The sequence below is a fragment of the Aequorivita lipolytica genome (assembly GCF_007997135.1).
GTDB classification, from domain to species: domain Bacteria; phylum Bacteroidota; class Bacteroidia; order Flavobacteriales; family Flavobacteriaceae; genus Aequorivita; species Aequorivita lipolytica.
In genome coordinates this window covers 461,540-479,286 of sequence record NZ_VORU01000001.1, presented here as the reverse complement: position 1 = coordinate 479,286, position 17,747 = coordinate 461,540, and the positions used below count along the sequence as shown (strand labels likewise).

The window sequence follows — 17,747 nt, the reverse complement described above, 5'->3', positions numbered from 1 at the left end:
TTATACTTATTGTATTCTGTTACTAAAAACTGAACACTTTTACTCAGCGTTGTCAAGAAACTCCTTAAACTTCTCTGCCCATTTATCAAAAAACCGTTTTGAGGTTTTCTGTTCCTTTTCTTTGCCTTGCTCTTCTTTATTTTCCTCTTCCGTCTCAGTTACGTTTTCCTTTACCTCTTTATCTTTTTCAGATACGTCGTGCGAAAAGCGTTTCATTAATGAAGATTTTTCTTTGCTTTCCAAACTATTCAACACTAAACCTACTGCAGTTGCGTACATTGGGCTGGTGGTTTCGGCATCGCTATCGCCGGCCAAATGCTCGTTTGGATAACCAATGCGCGTATCCATTCCTGTAATGTATTCCACAAGTTGTTTAATATGCTGAAGCTGTGCTCCTCCTCCAGTTAAAACAATACCAGCAATTAGTTTCTTTTTTTGATCTTCGTGTCCGTAATTTTTTATTTCCATATACGCCTGCTCGATAATTTCAATAACGCGTGCGTGGATTATTTTTGAAAGGTTTTTAAGACTGATTTCCTTTGGCTCTCTTCCTCTTAACCCAGGAATAGACACAATTTCGTTGTCTTTATTTTCTCCCGGCCAAGCAGATCCGAATTTTATTTTCAGCAATTCTGCCTGCTTTTCAATGATTGAGCAACCTTCTTTTATGTCTTCGGTAATTACATTTCCTCCGAAAGGAATAACCGCTGTGTGTCGAATAATTCCATCTTTAAAGATTGCCAAGTCCGTCGTTCCGCCACCTATGTCTATCAAGGCTACACCAGCTTCTTTTTCCTCTTGGCTAAGTACTGCTTTTGCAGAAGCCAATGGTTCCAAAGTAATGGCTGAAAGTTCTAAACCAGCACTCTTTATGCATCGCCCCACATTTCTAATTGAGGAAACCTGCCCAACAACCACGTGAAAATTAGCTTCCAAACGTGCACCGTACATCCCGATGGGTTCCTTTATTTCTGCTTGTCCGTCAACCTTAAAATCCTGTGGCAAAACGTGTAATATTTCTTCACCGGGAAGCATTACCAATTTGTGAACCTGGTTGCAAAGACGGTCAATATCTTCTTCCTGTATTACGTCTTCACCATTAGCCCGGGTAATGTAATCACTGTGCTGAAGACTACGAATGTGCTGCCCTGCAATACCAACAACCACTTCCTTGATTTTCAAACCTGAGGAAGTTTCCGCATCTTGTACCGCTTGCTGAATGGATTGAATGGTTTGGGTAATATTGTTAACAACCCCACGGTGCACACCAAGGCTCTTCGCTTTTCCAATTCCCAAAACTTCCATTTTGCCATAATCGTTTTTTCTACCAATCATAGCAACTATCTTGGTAGTTCCAATATCCAATCCTACAGCAATATTATCGTTTTCCATGGCCTTACTTTTTTGTGGCAATTACCTGACTTTCAAATTTCAAGTTTATTCTGTCGTACCCATAAAGAGTACTATCTTGCTTTGTTTTTTTATAAAATGCTTTAAAGTTTTGAAACTTTTTTTCAATGTCTTCCGGCTTTCCGAAGAGCACTTTAAAATTTACCTTTCGAAGTTCCAATTCTATATCGCCATCTACTTTTCGGTTTACACCCACCACGCTTCTTTTCATAAAATCATCTTCTCCAATTTTAAGCAGCAATGACGTAACTTCATTAAAATTATTTTTTGAAGCTCCTGTAATTATTGGCACTCTTGCTGAATAAACATCTGACAGGGGCATCTTTTTCCCATCTGCATCTAAGTAATAGTCCGGCGAAGCAGATACCCTGCCGATAGGTTTGCGCTGCTCAATTTTTGCCCCCAATGTACCGTCAACCGATATATAGACCTGAGCGTCACGAACCATAGGATTTTCCTGCAGTCTTTGCTCCATCTTCTTCAAAACTAAAGTTTCTTTGCCTATGCTCGTAACCTTCGCTTGACTTTGTATCAACAATTTATTAACCGTATTGTAGGTGATAAATGGGCTGTTGTCATCTACAAAAACAACGTCCACTTTAGTAATTTTTCTGGCGTCATTCCGCTTTTTGGCAAAGCTGAAAAGAAAAGCCATTATACCAAGCAGAACAATAAATTTGATGATTTCTAGACTACGCTTCATTTTTTAATATTTTAGTTAGCTTATTTACCTCTGCACCAATGTCACCGGCACCTACGAGTAACTTTATTCTACACTTGGATTTCAATAAAACTTCGGGCAGCGCAGATTTAAAAACCAATCTTTTGTGCTGTGCCTCAACTTGATTTAAAAGCCATTCTGAAGTAATTCCCTCAATAGGCTCTTCCCTTGCGGGATAAATATCCAGCAATACTACTTCATCAAAGTTTGATAAACTTTTTGCGAAACCTTCAGCAAAGTCACGGGTTCTGCTGAAAAGATGCGGCTGAAAAACAATCTGTTTGTGATCGTTCGGGTACATTTCATCCACCGCTTGAAACAGCGCGTCTAGTTCTGTGGGATGGTGTGCATAATCGTCTATTAAAACCAATTCATCAGTTTTAATTTTATACGAAAAGCGACGTTTTACACCTTTGAAAGATGCCAACGCTTTGGGCAGACAATCGGTTGGGGATCCTGCTAAAATTGCCATGCCCAAAGCCATTATGGCATTTGTAAGATTATGATGTCCGGGAAGATGAAAGGTTAAATTTTCCAAAGTTCCATTCGGAGTTTTTAAGTCAAAAAGATACGCGCCGTTTTCAATTTTAACATTTTGAGCTTCATAATCTGCGGGTTCTTCAACGGCAACGGTCATTCCGTCCAGCGGAAGATTCCTTTTAATAAAAACGTTTTCTTCGTTCTCAACCAATTGAGCAAAAGATCTAAATGCATTTTCTATTTCCACAACATCGCCGTAAATATCCAAATGATCTGCGTCCATCGAGGTTACGCAAGCAATATCTGGACGCAACTGAAGAAATGAGCGATCAAATTCGTCTGCTTCCACAACGGTAATTTCGCTGCCTTTGTAAATAAAATTTGAATTGTAATTTTCTGCAATTCCTCCTAAAAATGCAGTTACCGGCATATTGCATTCTGCCAATAAATGTCCTAAAATTGCTGAAGTTGTGGTTTTTCCGTGGGTTCCAGCAACCGCTAAACAAAGTGTATTTTTTGAAACTTCACCTAAAAGTTGGGCGCGTTTTAAAATTGAAAATTCTTCAGAAAAGAAATAGTTTAAAATTTTGTTGCCCTTCGGAATTGCTGGCGTATAAACCACTAAAACGTTTTCCTTTGAAAGTACCTCCTTTTGAATTTCTGAGATTTCATCATTGAAAGTAACCGGAATTCCTTCGGCTACCAATTCATCAGTCAAATCGGTTGGAGTTTTATCATACCCAAAAACAGACTTCCCCTGCATTTTGAAATAACGTGCAAGCGCACTCATCCCAATGCCGCCGATGCCGACGAAGTAGAAAGTTTGTATGTTTTTCAGGTTATTCATTTTTCAGTTTAAATGTTTAATCGTTTAAATGTTTATAAGCGTGGAGTGTATTAAAAGCACTTAAACTTTTAAACACCTAAACTCATAAACTCATTTCAATAATTTCTCAATTTCTTCAACTATATCTTTTGTGGCATTTGGTTTTGCAAGTTTTTTTATGTTTGCTGAAAGCATTTTTTGCATTTCTTCTGAACTAATCACTTCTGAAAATTGATTTTCAAAATTTGCATCCAAATCGCTTTCCTTAATCAACAAAGCCGCCTTTTTTTCTGTAATTGCCAATGCATTTTTTGTTTGGTGATCTTCCGCAACGTTGGGTGACGGAATGAAAACAACTGGTTTTCCAACCAAACACAATTCTGAAACAGATAGCGCGCCCGATCTTGAAATAATGAAATCTGCCGCAGCATAAGCCAAATCCATTCGGTTTAAAAATGCGTGCACTTGCACATTTTCAGAACCTTTGCTTTTATAGGTTTCCTCGTAATATTCGCCGCATTGCCAAATGACTTGTAGGTTCTGCTTTTCAAAGAACGGTAGTGATTTTTCAATCAATTCATTTATTCTTCGCGCACCTAAACTTCCACCTAAAACCAACAATGTTTGCTTTTCCTTTTTCAAGTTGAAGAAAGCAATCGTCTCTTCTCTTTTTGAAGAAATATCCAACAAATCTTGCCGAACTGGATTTCCGGTAAGTTTTATTTTTTCTGAAGGGAAAAATTTCTCCATCCCTTCATAAGCAACACAAATTTTTTGAACTTTACTGCTCAACCACTTGTTTGTAATTCCCGCGTGGCTGTTCTGCTCTTGAATGAGGCACGGCGTACCGCGCAATGCCGCCATTCGCAGTAACGGAGCGCTTGCATAACCGCCGGTTCCTATTGCTACATCGGGTTTAAACTTTCGGAGAATTTTTTGGGATTTCCGAAGACTTGAAACAAGTTTCAGCGGAAACGCCAAGTTCTGCAAAGACAGATTCCGCTGAAGTCCAGAAATCCAAAGTCCTTTTATTTTATAACCTGCTTGCGGCACCTTTTCCATCTCCATTCTATCTTTTGCGCCTACAAACAAAAATTCAGCATCGGGGAAACGAGTTTTCAGTTCGTTCGCAATCGCAACCGCGGGGTAAATATGACCTCCGGTTCCTCCGCCTGATATGATGAATTTATATTTCAAATCTTAACTTCAATTTTGTATTTCGTATTTCTAAATAGCTTCGCTTAAAATATCTAATGGGTTTTCTTCTGTTTCTTCTTTAACAGACACTTCTCTTTTTGCACTTACGCTCAAAATCATTCCGAGCGCTAAGCACGTCATCCATATTGACGTTCCTCCGCTACTTATTAATGGTAAATTTTGTCCCGTTACAGGGAATAGTTCCACTGCAACCGCCATATTTATCATCGCTCTAAAAACAATAGGCAATCCAACGCCAATGACGAGTAATTTTCCAAAAATGGAGGTTGATTTGTGTGCAACAACAATAATTCGGAAGAGCAAAAACAAATAAAGAACCATCAAAAACATACCGCCCAATAGACCAAATTCTTCAACTATTATTGCATAAATAAAATCTGAGGAAGACTGTGGTAAAAAGTTTTTTTGAACACTTTTACCAGGGCCTAATCCTGCTATACCGCCAGATGCAATTGCTATTTTTGCTTTTTCTATTTGGTAGTCGGCTTCGGTATCTTTATTGTCGCTAAAATTTTCAACACGGCTAATCCATGTATCAACCCGATTGGGAAATACATCTGGAAAGGCTTTAGCTGTCAGCACAAAGATTGTTAGGAAAACCAAACCCACTCCGAGAATTATTCCCAAATATTTAAGAGGATATCCACCCACGAAAACCAGCATTACAATCATTGAAAAAAAGATTGCAGCCGTAGAAAAGTTTGCGGGAAGTATTAATGCAAGTACTATAAAAACAGGCACCCAAAGTGGCAAAATTGTTTCTTTGAAGGTTACCGTTTTGTCTTTTATACGTGACAGATATCGCGCTACATAAGTCATTAAAACTACACCCGCCAAGGTTGAAGTTTGAAATGTTATACCTACGAACGGCAAGCGAATCCAACGGCTGGCATTTGCGCCGTCAATAGTTGTTCCTTCTGCCATTGTGATAATTAATAACAAAATAATTATCGGTAAAGCAATAATGGAAAGCCCGCGGAAATAATGATACGGTATTTTATGAACACCATATAAAATTCCAAAACCTAAAACCAAATGTGAAAAGTGTCGCAACAAATAAGGAAGCGTGCTACCATCGCCATACAAATAAGCAAGGTTACTGCTAGAACTATAAACCGGCAAAAAGGAAAATAGTGCCAAAAGACCTACGATCCCCCAAATTGCTTTATCGCCCTGTATGTATTGAAAAATGTTTTTCATTTAAAAAGTTTCTGATTTCTAGTTTCTAGTTCCTAGTTCCTAGTTCCTAAAATTTCCGTTTTAGCATTTCGTATTTCACATTTTATAAATTTCTAACCGCATTTTTAAATTGTCTTCCGCGGTCTTCGTAGTTTTCAAATAAGTCAAAACTTGCGCAGGCGGGAGAAAGGAGAACACTATTGTTTCTTTCGGCAAGTTTGTAAGCAACTTGCACCGCTGTTGCCATTGAATCTGTTTCAACAATTGTATCCACAATATTTCCGAAGGCACTAATTAATTTTTCGTTGTCTACTCCCAAACAGATAATTGCTTTTACTTTTTCATTCACTAACGGCAATAGTTCGTTATAATCATTGCCTTTATCCACCCCGCCAACAATCCATACCGTTGGGTTTTCCATACTGTCCAAAGCAAAATAAGTGGCGTTCACATTCGTGGCCTTAGAATCATTGATGTAAAGCACATTATTGATTTTTAAAACTTTCTCCAGTCTATGTTCCACCCCCTGAAATCCTTCCAGACTTTCGCGGATGGTTTGTTTTCTAATTCTTAATAATGTGGCTACCGTAGAAGCCGCCATTGCGTTTTTTACATTGTGTTCTCCCTGGATTCCTATTGTTGCGATTGGCATATTGAATTCTTTATTATTTATTTTTATTATTATTTCGTTGTTTCTTTTGAAAGCTCCTTGATTCAATTCTTTTTTGACTGAAAAAGGCAGCGGTTGCGATTTTATGGGGTTTTGCGACAACCATTTTATAATTTCTACATCGTCAGCATCGTAAATAAAATAGTCTTGCGACGTTTGGTTCATTGTTATTCTGAATTTTGAAGCGATATAATTTTCGTATTTGTAATCATATCTGTCCAAATGATCCGGACTTAAATTGGTCAAAACTGCAATGTGTGGTGCAAAGGTTTCAATTCCGTCGAGCTGAAAACTGCTGAGCTCGAGTACGAAACTTTCATACTTTTCTTCGGATACTTGTTCAGCGAAACTTTTACCGATGTTTCCTCCCAAAGCCACATTTAATCCTCCGTTTTTCAACAATTCATACGTCAAGCTTGCGGTTGTGGTTTTTCCGTTGCTTCCGGTGATTCCCACGATTGTTGCTTTTGTATATTTTGCAGCAAATTCGATTTCAGAAATTACCTTCACTCCTTTCTCGTGCAATTTCTTGATGATTGGCGCCTTATCGGGAATTCCCGGACTTTTCATCACTACATCTGCGGAAAGGATTTTTTCTTCGGAATGACCTTCCTCTTCCCATTCAATCCCATTATTTATAAGAACTTGTTTGTACTTCTCTTTTATTTTTCCAAAGTCTGAAACCAATACTTCAAACCCCTTCTTTTTTGCTAAAATGGCTGTACCTACTCCACTTTCGCCTCCGCCCAGAATTACGATTTTCGATTTATGATTTACGATTTTAGATTGTTTGCTCATTTTGAGTTTAATCTTTTTCGAACTGTATTAATCGATGCAATCGTTATTGATAGTAATTCATCCGCCTCTTTGTGCAATCGGTCAATTTCCGTGTGATGCATTTCTGACATTTCTTTTAATATTTCCAAGAAATACATACTCTCATCTGCTTCCTCTTCGACTATTTTCAACTTATTTATAAAATCTTTATCAGACTTTCCCCTACACGCAGCCGTATAATTTGCACCCACTGAACTCGAACATCTAATCAATTGATTGCAGTAAGCATTATATTCCCGTGAAATTGGAAATTGCATACATAACTTTCCACAATCAACCGCAAAGCGTAACATTCTTTTTTTAATCTCTTCCTTCATAAATCGTAAATCTAAAATCGTATATCTTAAATCCTTCCTATCTAATCTTAAGTGTTACAATCGTAATGATTGCCAGAAAAATCCCCACAATCCAAAACCGTGTTACAATTTTACTTTCGTGAAAACCTTTTATTTGATAATGATGATGTAGTGGCGCCATTCTGAAAATGCGTCTTCCTTCACCAAACTTTTTCTTCGTGTATTTAAACCAGCCCACCTGCAAAACCACCGAAAGATTTTCCATAAGAAATACTCCGCAGAGAATAGGTATCAATAATTCTTTTCGAACTGCTATTGCAATTACTGCTATAATTCCACCAATGGTTAAACTTCCGGTATCGCCCATAAACACTTGTGCGGGATAGGTATTGTACCATAAAAAACCGATTAGTGCTCCCACAAACGCCGTGATGAAAATGGTCATTTCACCCGTGTTTGGGATGTACATAATATTGAGATAGTCAGACAGTATTACATTGCCCGAAACCCAAGCAAAAAGTGCGAGCGTAACTCCAATAATCGCAGAAGTTCCCGCGGCGAGTCCATCTATTCCATCGGTGAGATTAGCTCCGTTTGACACGGCGGTGATAATAAAAATTACGATTGGAATAAAAATTAGCCACACGTAGCTCTTATAATTTTCGCCCGCCCAGCTAATTAGTTCAGCATAATTGAACTCGTTTTCTTTTACGAAAGGAATAGTGGTAAGCATCGCTTTGTCCTTTACATAAAATTGGTTGGTAACACCTTTTGTAATTATTTGGGTTTCGGTCCCAGGGTTTTCGATGGTACGTTGAACAACTATATCTGGGTGAAAATACATTGTTGCGCCCACGAACAAACCCAATCCAATCTGCCCAATCACTTTAAATTTTCCAGGCAGACCCTGTTTGTCGTTTTTGAATTTTTTGATATAATCGTCAATGAAACCAATGGTTCCCATCCACAGCGTGGTTACTATCAAAAGGATTACATATATATTCTCGAGTTTCGCGAAAAGAAACACTGGAACTAACGTAGCAAGAATTATGATGATTCCTCCCATTGTTGGCGTTCCGGCTTTTTCGTTTTGGCCATCCAAACCGAGATCGCGAATAGATTCACCTACCTGCTTTTTTTGTAAATAATTAATTATTTTTTTACCGTAAACCGAAGCAATAAAAAGTGAAAGAATAACCGCCAAGATAGCACGGAACGTAATAAAATTAAACAACCCAGCGCCCGGCAAATCGTACGTTTTATCTAAATAATCAAACAGATAATACAGCATTGGCTATTTGTTTAGGGTTGTTAAAAGTTGATTTACTATTTTGAAATCATCAAAATCGAATCGCTCTCCGTTAATTTCTTGATAGGTCTCGTGGCCTTTTCCTGCAATTAAAATAATGTCGTTTTCCTGCGCCATCTGGCAGGCAGCTTTTATGGCTTCCTTTCTATTGGTGATTGAAATCGTCTTTTTATAATGTTCTGCAGGTACGCCTGTTTCAATTTGTTCTATAATTTTTTCGGGATTTTCCGTACGCGGATTGTCGCTTGTAAAAACCACTTTTGTGCTTAACGAAGCTGCTATGTTTCCCATCACCGGGCGTTTCTGTGCGTCGCGGTCGCCGCCGCATCCTACAACGGTAATTACTTCTTCGTTGCCGGTACGGATGCTGTTTATGGTTTCCAAAACATTTTTCAACGCATCGGGTGTATGTGCATAATCAACTATCGCGGTGATTTTCTTTTCTGAAATTAAATACTGAAACCGTCCGCCCACACTTTCTAACGTGCTCATTAATTGAAGGGTTTCAAGCTCTTTCAATCCTAAAAGCTGGGCTGTTCCATAGATTGCCAACAAGTTATAAGCGTTGAAACCGCCAATCAATTTCACCCACACTTCTTGGTTGTTTATTTTCAAAAGTTGTCCAGTGAATTGACTTTCCAAAACCTGTGCTTTATAATCAGCATAGGTTTTTAGGGCGTAAGTTTGTTTTTTCGCTTTCGTATTTTGAAGCATTACCACGCCGTTTTTATCGTCCACATTTACCAATGCGAAAGCGGTTTTGGGCAAGCCGTCAAAAAAATATTTTTTCACATCACGGTATTCTGCGAAATCTTTGTGATAATCCAAATGGTCGTGCGAAAGATTTGTAAAAACGCCACCAACAAAATGAAGCGCCTCGGTACGTTTTTGATGTATTCCGTGAGAACTTACTTCCATAAAGCAATATTCAACGCCAGCATCCACCATTTCACGCAAATATTTATTTATTGTCAATGAATCCGGTGTTGTATGCGTTGCTTTGAATTCAGTATCGCCGACCATAATTTTTACAGTGGAAAGCAAGCCAGTTTCCAATCCCGCTTTTTTGAAAAGTTGATATAAGAGTGAAGAAACCGTAGTTTTTCCATTGGTTCCGGTTATGCCAATTAATTTTAATTCTTCTGAAGGATTTCCATAATAATTGGCAGCCATAATTGCCAATGCGCTATGCGAATCGGCAACTTGAACGTAGGTAATTCCGTTCACGATATTTTCTGGCAGCGTTTCACAAATAATAGCCAAAGCGCCTTGATCTGCAGCTTTTTTTATGAATTGATGTCCGTCTGAAAGTGTTCCTTTAATTGCAACAAAAACATCATTCAACGATACATTTCGCGAATCAAATTCTAGATTATGTATGGCCACGGAAGTATTTCCAACGACACTTTCGATGGTAACTTTGTACAATATGTCCTTTAACAATATCACGATAAATTCAAGGTTATTAATTGTCCTTTCTTAAGATTTTCGCCAGATTTAATGGATTGGCTGGAAACAGTTCCGTTACCCACAACCTGTACTCTAAGCCCAAGATTTTCTAAAATGGAAACCGCGTCCATACCCGCCATTCCGGTTACATTGGGAATAGTTTTAGAGGACTGTTGCAGTTTTGAATAATATTTTTCAAAATCCTTCTCAATTATTGGATCTGTTTTTTCAATTTCTTCTACAGAGTCAATATTCCGAGATTCGGTAAATATTTTCTGTGCTATTCTTTTAAAAACTGGCCCCGAAACATCAGCTCCGTAAAAACCTTTTTTTGTACTCGGCTTGTGGATAATCACAATGCAAGAATATTTTGGATTTTCGGCGGGAAAGAAGCCTGCAAAAGAAGAAATGTAACGTCGATTGCTGCTCCAATCTGGCATCCAATATTCAGTTTGGGCGGTTCCAGTTTTTCCTGCCATTGAAAAATCTGGGGAGTAAAGTGATTTTCCCGTACCACGAATTACGGTGTTCTTCATAATTTCCCTGATAGCTCCCAAGGTTTCATCAGAACAGATTTTAGGATTTATAATCTTCGTATCGTAAATTGTAACTTTTTCATTCCAAGCCCGCACTTCCTTTATAAATCTGGGTTTCACCATCACACCATTATTTGCAATGGCATTGTAAAAAGTCAAGGTTTGCAGCGGCGTAATCTCTAAGCCATAGCCGTAAGCCAAAGAAGGCAGGGCATTCTTACTCCACTTTTTATCGCCTGGTTGTGGAATCATTGGCTGTCCTTCTCCTTTTATTGCAACTCCTGTTTTTTCCGTGAGATGCCAGCTTTTTAAGCGGTTGATAAATTTATTTGGGTTTTTGGAATACCCGTCGTCAATAATCGTAGCGAGCCCAATATTTGAAGATACTTCCAACGCCTTTGCCGCAGAGATTTTTCCGTAACCACCACGGTGCGAATCGTTGATGGCCTTTCCGTAAAATACTTTTCTACCGTTTCCGGTATCCACAACGGTACTGGTATCTATCACTTTATCTTCTAATGCAGCCATCATTGCCATTACTTTAAAAGTTGAACCAGGCTCGTGAGATTCGCCAATTGCGTAATTCAATTTTTCGTAATATGTCCCGTCAGAAGTGCGCCCTAAATTTGAAACAGCCTTAATCTCGCCCGTAGCCACTTCCATAACTATAACTGATCCATGCTCAGCTTCATAATATTCAAGCTGTTTCAATAGGGCATGGTGCGCAATATCTTGCATGTTCACGTTAATAGTTGATACAATATCAAAACCATCCTGCGGCTCTATCTCGTTGTCATCAGAAACAGGTTTCCATTGTCCTTTTGCAATCTTTTGTTTTAGGCGATGTCCTTCTTTTCCTGTTAATAAATCGTTGAAAGCTCCTTCCAAACCGACCGCGTAATAGCCGGGACGATCAAAAGCTTCGTCGCCAACGGTGCGTTGTGCAATTTTTCCAATGGGATGTTCCCGAACGGTGCGCTGCTCTACAATGATTCCGCCCTGATACGGTCCTTTGCGGAAAAGCGGCAAATTCTTCACTCTTATATAATCTGAATAGCCTAAGTTTTTAACGATTAGCAAATACCTATTTTTATCTGCCCGTGCTTTTCTAAAAATGTTTTGATAATGCGAAACTGGCTTACCAAACATCTTGCTCAAACCTTCGGAAAGCGGCTTTAAATTTTCTTTGAAATCTTCGGAAGTAACTGTTACAGCATCAAAGCGGATATCGTATTTAGGAACCGAAGTAGCTAAAAGACTGCCATCATCTGCATAAACATTACCTCTATTTGCAGGAATCACGAAGTTTTTTGTAGTGTTTTCCTTAGCTAGCTCACGGTACTTTTCACCGTCAGCAAACTGAATGTTCATCAACTTAATACTTATAGCAAGCGCGAAGAGAAACATACATCCGGCGATGATGTATAAGCGGTTTAGTATGTTTTTCTCTTCAAAAGCCATTATTGGTTGTTGGTTGTTGGTTGTTGGTTGTTGGTTGTTGGTTGTTGGTTGTTGGTTGTTGGTTGTTGGTTGTTGGTTGTTGGTTGTTGGTTGTTGGTTGTTGGTTGTTGGTTGTTGGTTGTTGGTTGTTGGTTGTAAAATAATTTTTCTCTTTTGGCTCTTCGCTAACTCCTATTCTTTCTTTTCGATAATTCGGATTCGCTTGGGCGGTGTTGACGACGGATTTAAGCCACGACTTTCCATTGCGGCAATAATTTTGCTTTCCATCCGCGCTTGCATCAGCAACATTCTTATGTCCACATATTCGCTTTTTCGCTCCTTCACTTCAGCGTTCAATTTTGAAATTCTGTGAACTTTCTTATCTGCACTATGTGAACTGCCAATCATCACCAAGGCCAAAACAGAAAGGAAAATGATAAAACGCCAGTTTTTTAGGGCATCATCACTTACCAAAAATTTCCCCTTTATTATGTTGTAAAAGCCTTCTTTCATTTTTTGAATTCGTGAATTAGGTATTTTTGATATTTCTTTTTTCTTTACTCTTTCCTCTTTTTTCCAAAAAACTAAACTTTTTCTGCAATGCGAAGCTTGGCACTTCGGGCGCGATTGTTTAGTTTAATTTCTGCTTTGGAAGGAATTATGAATTTTCCCACTGCTTTAAATGGCACTTCAAAATGACCAAACGCATCTTTCTCTGGCTCACCCTGAAATAAACCACTGCGGATGTACCTCTTAACCAGCCTGTCTTCCAAAGAATGATAGCTAATTAAACTGATTCTTCCTCCGGGTTTTAAAACTTCATTGGTCTGTAATAAAAATTCTTTCAGCGCTTCCAATTCTTGATTCACTTCAATCCTGATTGCTTGATAAATCTGAGCCAGAATTTTATTCTCTTTATGCGCCGGCAGAAATCTGCTGAGTGCTTTTTTTAGCTGTTCGCTTGTTTTTATTTTTTCTTCTTGTCTGGCCTCGACAATTACTCTTGCCATTGCCGGTGCACTTCTTAATTCACCATAATTTGAAAGTACGTTTCGCAATTGTGCTTCTTCATATTTGTTGACAACCGTATATGCCGAAAAATTACTGTCGCGGTTCATTCGCATATCCAAATCGGCTTCAAAACGGGTTGAAAATCCTCTTTCGGCAACATCAAACTGATGGGAGGAAACACCAAAATCGCCCAAAATTCCATCGACTTGTTTGAAGCCGTGAAATCTTAAAAATTGTTTCAGAAACTTAAAATTCTGATTGATAAGCAGAAAACGTGCGTCGTCAATTGCGTTTTCCAAAGCATCCTTGTCTTGATCAAAAGCAATAAGTTTTCCATTGGGCCCCAGCCGCTTCAAGATTTCGAGGGAATGACCACCACCGCCGAAGGTAACGTCCACATAAACACCATCCGGCTTTATGTTTAGTCCATCGACAGTTTCTGTGAGTAAAACTGGATTATGATATTCCATCACCATCATTACTTTTGTCTCCCATTACTTCTTCGGCTAAGTCTGCAAAATCATTTGCAGCATCATCAATAGCCTGTTCATATTTGTCTTTATCCCATACTTCCACAATATTTATTGCAGAAGAGAGCACTATTTCTTTGCTAATGCCTGCAAAAGAAAGTAGGTCTTTCGGAATCAATAAACGCCCCGTAGCATCTAGCTCAACGGTTTTGACACCCGCCGTAAATCTTCGAATAAAATCATTGTTTTTTCTACTGAAACGATTGAGTTCGCTCATCTTCAGCATTAAAGCCTCCCATTCTTTCATTGGGTAGATTTCCAGACAAGGCTGAAAAACGGCACGCTTAATCACGAAGCTCTCGGGAGCCACAGAAGCCAACTGCTTTTTTAAAGGCGCGGGTACCATGACCCGTCCCTTTACGTCTGCTTTACACTCGTATGTGCCTACTAGATTGAGCATTGTGGATATTCCCTGTTTGTAATTTATAGTTTCAAATATATATAACTTTTACCACTTTTTACCACATTCTACCACTTTGTTGATAAGTTTTACCGCTTTGTAATAAATATCTACTCCAAATTTGAAAAAACAAAGGCTGTGTTTAAATGAACTGTATGAAATAATTTTGTTTACTTTTGTCATTCTAAATTGCAGCAACCAAGCATGTCAGAAAACTTAAAGAAAGAAGGAAAATTTTCATATTTAGAAATAGGTAAAGGCACTCCAATTATTATCCTTCACGGACTTATGGGCGGGTTGAGCAATTTTGACGGAGTTGCAAATTTCTTTCCACCAAAAGGATATAAAATTCTTATTCCCGAATTGCCTATTTATAAGATGACCTTATTGCGCACAAACGTGAAAAATTTTGCGAAATATGCGGCGCAATTTATTGACCATTTGGGTTATGAAGAAGTAATTCTTTTGGGAAATTCTCTTGGCGGGCACATTGGCTTGCTCTGCACAAAAATGTATCCTGAAAAAGTCAAGGCTCTGGTAATAACCGGAAGTTCTGGGCTTTATGAAAGTGCAATGGGCGAAAGCTATCCAAAGCGTGGTGATTACGAATATATTAAGAAAAAAGCTGAGAATGTTTTTTACGATCCAGCCATTGCTACAAAAGAAATTGTTGATGATGTTTACGAAACAGTAAACGACCGAAATAAACTTATTAGAACCTTAGCGATTGCCAAAAGTGCAATAAGGCATAATATGGCAAAAGACTTGCCCAAAATGCATACACCAACCTGCATTATTTGGGGAAAAAACGACAATGTAACACCACCAGAGGTAGCCGTGGAGTTTGATGAACTGCTGCCAAATTCAGATCTTTACTGGATTGACAAATGTGGCCACGCAGCAATGATGGAGCATCCTGATGAGTTTAACCAACTGCTTAATGCTTGGTTGGAAAAGCGAGGATATTAAGCCACAACATTCAAATTTTAAAATAAATACTTAAGCAATGCAGATTAAATCGGCGGAATTTTTAATGAGCAATAGTGATGTTGCCAAATGCCCAAAAGACCGCCTACCAGAATATGCGTTTATAGGCCGAAGCAATGTGGGAAAGTCTTCCCTAATCAACATGTTAATGCTGCGCAAAAGTTTGGCAAAAACTTCAGGAAGGCCTGGAAAGACTCAGCTTATTAATCATTTTCTCATTAACAAAAACTGGTATTTGGTAGATTTACCTGGCTATGGTTACGCCCGCGTTTCAAAAAGCAGCAAAAAGGTTTTTCAGAAATTCATCACCAATTATTTCGAAAAGCGTGAACAGATGGTGCTCGCCTTTGTTTTGGTAGATTGTCGCCACGAACCGCAACCTATAGACCTTGAATTTATGGAATGGATGGGCGAAACAGGAGTGCCTTTCAACATAATCTTCACAAAAGCAGATAAGTTGAAACCAAAAGCGTTGGAAAGAAACCTTGAGGTTTACTCCACAAAAATGTTGGAAACTTGGGAAGAAATGCCCCCATTTTTTATTACTTCTGCAAGCGACAGTACTGGCCGCGATGAAGTTTTAAAATACATAGACCAACTTAATGAACAGTTGAACGTTCAATAACAAGCGTGATCAATTCTTCTGCATTTTTAAGATTGTCCAATTCTTTTTTACTTACAGCAATCTCAAGTTCCCCGTGATTTTCAGCCAAAATTATGGGCAAGTCATATTTCAGTAAAAATTTTGATTTGTATTTTGTATAAAATTCATTCTTGTGCAAAAATTCGAAATCTATGGCACTGCTTTGGCGAAAATTTTTCCAAATTTCTTTTTCTTTAAAAACGCCATAAGTAATGTCGCAAAGACTACACTGATAGGTGCTTGGACTTATAATTTTGTGAAGCATATCTTTGTAGGCATTCAACTTTCCAGAATCTGCATTGTAAACAAATATATACTTCATTATTCGCGCTTCAGCTCCAGTTTTTCGGCAAAATAATCGCAGAAATCTCGCATCGTAGCGCTCATTTTTTCATCATTGGTGGCACGCTGAAAAGTATCTGCCATTGCGCTCAAGGTTTGGTGAAAGAAAATCTTCATCTCGTCCACAGGCATATCTTTTGTCCAAAGGTCTATTCTAAGCGATTCCTTTTTTTTACTATCCCAAACAGAAAGCATTATTGCTTTGGTCTCTTCATTTGATATTCCTCCGTCTTCGGCCGTCCAATGAATGGTTTCAGGAATTTTGTTTGCATCAAGCTCTATGTTGAGTTTTATTTCAGAAGTGTGTTTTATTGCCATTATTTCTTTGGTTTGTATTTTGAATTTAAAAATATTTCGTCTGCATCCATAACCATTAATCGCTGAACGTCTGTTTTGTTATTTTCCATATAGGCACGGACAATTTTCCAGCCCAAATAGCGACCCAACATTCCAGGGGATTCATTGTCTATTTCAAGATAAAATTTTGAAAAAGGCGCCGGGCTAATAAACCGCGCACCCATTTTGGGATCTGTGCTGTAAAGCAATTCCTTTTCAATAAAATAGCGCCACATATATTCTTCATTCTCCGCTGCCCATTCAAATTCTTGCTCGGTGTATCCTATCTTTTCAGCATCGGTAGTATTTGGCAGCCAAAGATCTTTCAAATAAAGCTCTTTTCCAAAGTAAATGATCTGTCCCAAAAATGAAGCTTTGGTTGGCGGTTTTATATATTGTCTTGCATAGGTTTCGGCCACATCGGGACCAATTTGGGATGGCTTCATTTCCTTCGAAATATAATTATCAATGCCTTCGTAAAAACGGTGCTCGGCCCCCAGATAATTATCCAAACCAATAACCAGCATACCATCTGCAAGTATCACTTTATTGCGATAATCTACATCTGAAGTTGTGGTCACAACCACCGGAGTCATAAATTTTGGAAAATAATATTGTATATGTTGAAATAACGGAACAAGTAGATCTTCCAATGTTTCATCTTTTGGAAAAGTTTTAATAACCTCTTCTTCTAGTTGGTTTTGAAGTGTGTCACTCAGTTTTTCAAGCCAAATACTATCGTTGTATTGCTTCGGAAAAAATGCTGGAAATTTCGCCTTTAACGATGAAAGGTCTGCCGGAGTGGCTGCTGCAAATTCTTTATCGAAGCGGATTATTTCAATGTTTATAGGAATTTTTTCAATTTCACCCTCAACTTCACTTCTATTACTACACGAAAAAAAGAAAGCTCCCAAAAAAACCAAAACGAAATACTTCATAGCAGAAAAAATGTTATTATTGGTTAACGCCATTCCTCTTTATTAATTTTATCTTTAAAAACTTTTGCCGTGCAAAGGTACTTTTTTGCTCAATGAGTTTATGGTTTATGAGTTTAAAAGTTTAGATGTTTAGATGTTTAGATGTTTAGATGTTTAGATGTTTAGATGTTTAGATGTTTAGATGTTTAG

General features: G+C 38.3%; 18 protein-coding genes. 2 read left to right on the top strand and 16 right to left on the bottom strand.

The window, feature by feature from the left end:
- Positions 1 to 39 precede the first annotated feature (39 nt).
- The 13 genes from ftsA to mraZ form a co-directional block, all read right to left on the bottom strand.
- Entirely contained in the window at positions 40 to 1,392 is a 1,353-nt protein-coding gene (gene ftsA / locus ESV24_RS02005; RefSeq protein WP_111814136.1) for a cell division protein FtsA, read from the bottom strand.
- A 4-nt stretch (positions 1,393 to 1,396) separates the two neighbouring features.
- Entirely contained in the window at positions 1,397 to 2,113 is a 717-nt protein-coding gene (locus ESV24_RS02000; RefSeq protein WP_111813906.1) for a cell division protein FtsQ/DivIB, read from the bottom strand.
- A complete protein-coding gene (gene murC, locus ESV24_RS01995) occupies positions 2,103 to 3,458 on the bottom strand; it encodes a UDP-N-acetylmuramate--L-alanine ligase (RefSeq protein ID WP_111813904.1) in 1,356 nt (451 codons plus the stop codon). Before murC ends, ESV24_RS02000 begins: the two co-directional genes overlap by 11 nt.
- Before the next feature lie 90 nt (positions 3,459 to 3,548).
- Positions 3,549 to 4,634: an undecaprenyldiphospho-muramoylpentapeptide beta-N-acetylglucosaminyltransferase gene (gene murG, locus ESV24_RS01990; RefSeq protein ID WP_111813902.1), complete on the bottom strand. Its 1,086-nt coding sequence runs from the start codon at positions 4,632 to 4,634 to the stop codon at positions 3,549 to 3,551.
- Between the two features lie 30 nt (positions 4,635 to 4,664).
- A complete protein-coding gene (locus tag ESV24_RS01985) occupies positions 4,665 to 5,855 on the bottom strand; it encodes an FtsW/RodA/SpoVE family cell cycle protein (RefSeq protein WP_111813900.1) in 1,191 nt (396 codons plus the stop codon).
- 82 nt (positions 5,856 to 5,937) lie between these two features.
- Positions 5,938 to 7,302 carry a UDP-N-acetylmuramoyl-L-alanine--D-glutamate ligase gene (gene murD, locus ESV24_RS01980; RefSeq protein ID WP_111813898.1) on the bottom strand — a complete coding sequence of 455 codons (1,365 nt, stop codon included), beginning with the start codon at positions 7,300 to 7,302 and terminating at the stop codon, positions 5,938 to 5,940.
- Complete coding sequence (locus ESV24_RS01975) at positions 7,299 to 7,658, bottom strand: four helix bundle protein (protein ID WP_111813896.1); 360 nt, start codon at positions 7,656 to 7,658, stop codon at positions 7,299 to 7,301. The genes murD and ESV24_RS01975 overlap by 4 nt, the downstream gene beginning before the upstream one ends.
- 37 nt (positions 7,659 to 7,695) lie before the next feature.
- Positions 7,696 to 8,928 carry a phospho-N-acetylmuramoyl-pentapeptide-transferase gene (gene mraY, locus ESV24_RS01970; protein WP_111813894.1) on the bottom strand — a complete coding sequence of 411 codons (1,233 nt, stop codon included), beginning with the start codon at positions 8,926 to 8,928 and terminating at the stop codon, positions 7,696 to 7,698.
- A 3-nt stretch (positions 8,929 to 8,931) separates the two neighbouring features.
- On the bottom strand, positions 8,932 to 10,395 hold the full coding sequence (locus ESV24_RS01965) for a UDP-N-acetylmuramoyl-L-alanyl-D-glutamate--2,6-diaminopimelate ligase (protein ID WP_111813893.1): 1,464 nt from the start codon (positions 10,393 to 10,395) through the stop codon (positions 8,932 to 8,934).
- The gene (locus ESV24_RS01960) at positions 10,392 to 12,392 is read right to left on the bottom strand and encodes a penicillin-binding protein (RefSeq protein WP_111813891.1); all 2,001 of its coding nucleotides are present in this window, start codon (positions 12,390 to 12,392) and stop codon (positions 10,392 to 10,394) included. The genes ESV24_RS01965 and ESV24_RS01960 overlap by 4 nt, the downstream gene beginning before the upstream one ends.
- A gap of 171 nt (positions 12,393 to 12,563) precedes the next feature.
- Complete coding sequence (locus tag ESV24_RS01950; RefSeq protein ID WP_111813889.1) at positions 12,564 to 12,884, bottom strand: FtsL-like putative cell division protein; 321 nt, start codon at positions 12,882 to 12,884, stop codon at positions 12,564 to 12,566.
- Positions 12,885 to 12,955: 71 nt separating this feature from the next.
- Positions 12,956 to 13,852, bottom strand: a complete 897-nt coding sequence (gene rsmH / locus ESV24_RS01945; RefSeq protein ID WP_111814134.1) for a 16S rRNA (cytosine(1402)-N(4))-methyltransferase RsmH — start codon at positions 13,850 to 13,852, stop codon at positions 12,956 to 12,958.
- A complete protein-coding gene (gene mraZ / locus ESV24_RS01940; protein ID WP_111813887.1) occupies positions 13,839 to 14,312 on the bottom strand; it encodes a division/cell wall cluster transcriptional repressor MraZ in 474 nt (157 codons plus the stop codon). Before mraZ ends, rsmH begins: the two co-directional genes overlap by 14 nt.
- Positions 14,313 to 14,516: 204 nt before the next feature.
- Between mraZ and ESV24_RS01935 the strand changes: the two genes are divergently transcribed.
- Positions 14,517 to 15,281, top strand: a complete 765-nt coding sequence (locus tag ESV24_RS01935) for an alpha/beta fold hydrolase (protein ID WP_111813885.1) — start codon at positions 14,517 to 14,519, stop codon at positions 15,279 to 15,281.
- Positions 15,282 to 15,318: 37 nt separating this feature from the next.
- Positions 15,319 to 15,924: a ribosome biogenesis GTP-binding protein YihA/YsxC gene (gene yihA, locus ESV24_RS01930; RefSeq protein WP_111813883.1), complete on the top strand. Its 606-nt coding sequence runs from the start codon at positions 15,319 to 15,321 to the stop codon at positions 15,922 to 15,924.
- Here yihA and ESV24_RS01925 read toward each other — a convergent pair.
- Genes ESV24_RS01925 through gldB form a run of 3 tightly spaced genes read right to left on the bottom strand, consistent with a single transcriptional unit; the run spans position 15,899 to position 17,558 of the window.
- Positions 15,899 to 16,264, bottom strand: coding sequence for a GTPase (locus ESV24_RS01925; protein WP_111813881.1), 366 nt, complete (start codon positions 16,262 to 16,264; stop codon positions 15,899 to 15,901). The two genes, yihA and ESV24_RS01925, sit on opposite strands and share 26 nt — an antisense overlap.
- Positions 16,264 to 16,602 carry a gliding motility protein GldC gene (gene gldC, locus ESV24_RS01920; RefSeq protein WP_111813879.1) on the bottom strand — a complete coding sequence of 113 codons (339 nt, stop codon included), beginning with the start codon at positions 16,600 to 16,602 and terminating at the stop codon, positions 16,264 to 16,266. Before gldC ends, ESV24_RS01925 begins: the two co-directional genes overlap by 1 nt.
- On the bottom strand, positions 16,602 to 17,558 hold the full coding sequence (gene gldB, locus ESV24_RS01915) for a gliding motility lipoprotein GldB (RefSeq protein WP_235003965.1): 957 nt from the start codon (positions 17,556 to 17,558) through the stop codon (positions 16,602 to 16,604). The genes gldC and gldB overlap by 1 nt, the downstream gene beginning before the upstream one ends.
- Positions 17,559 to 17,747: the final 189 nt, after the last annotated feature.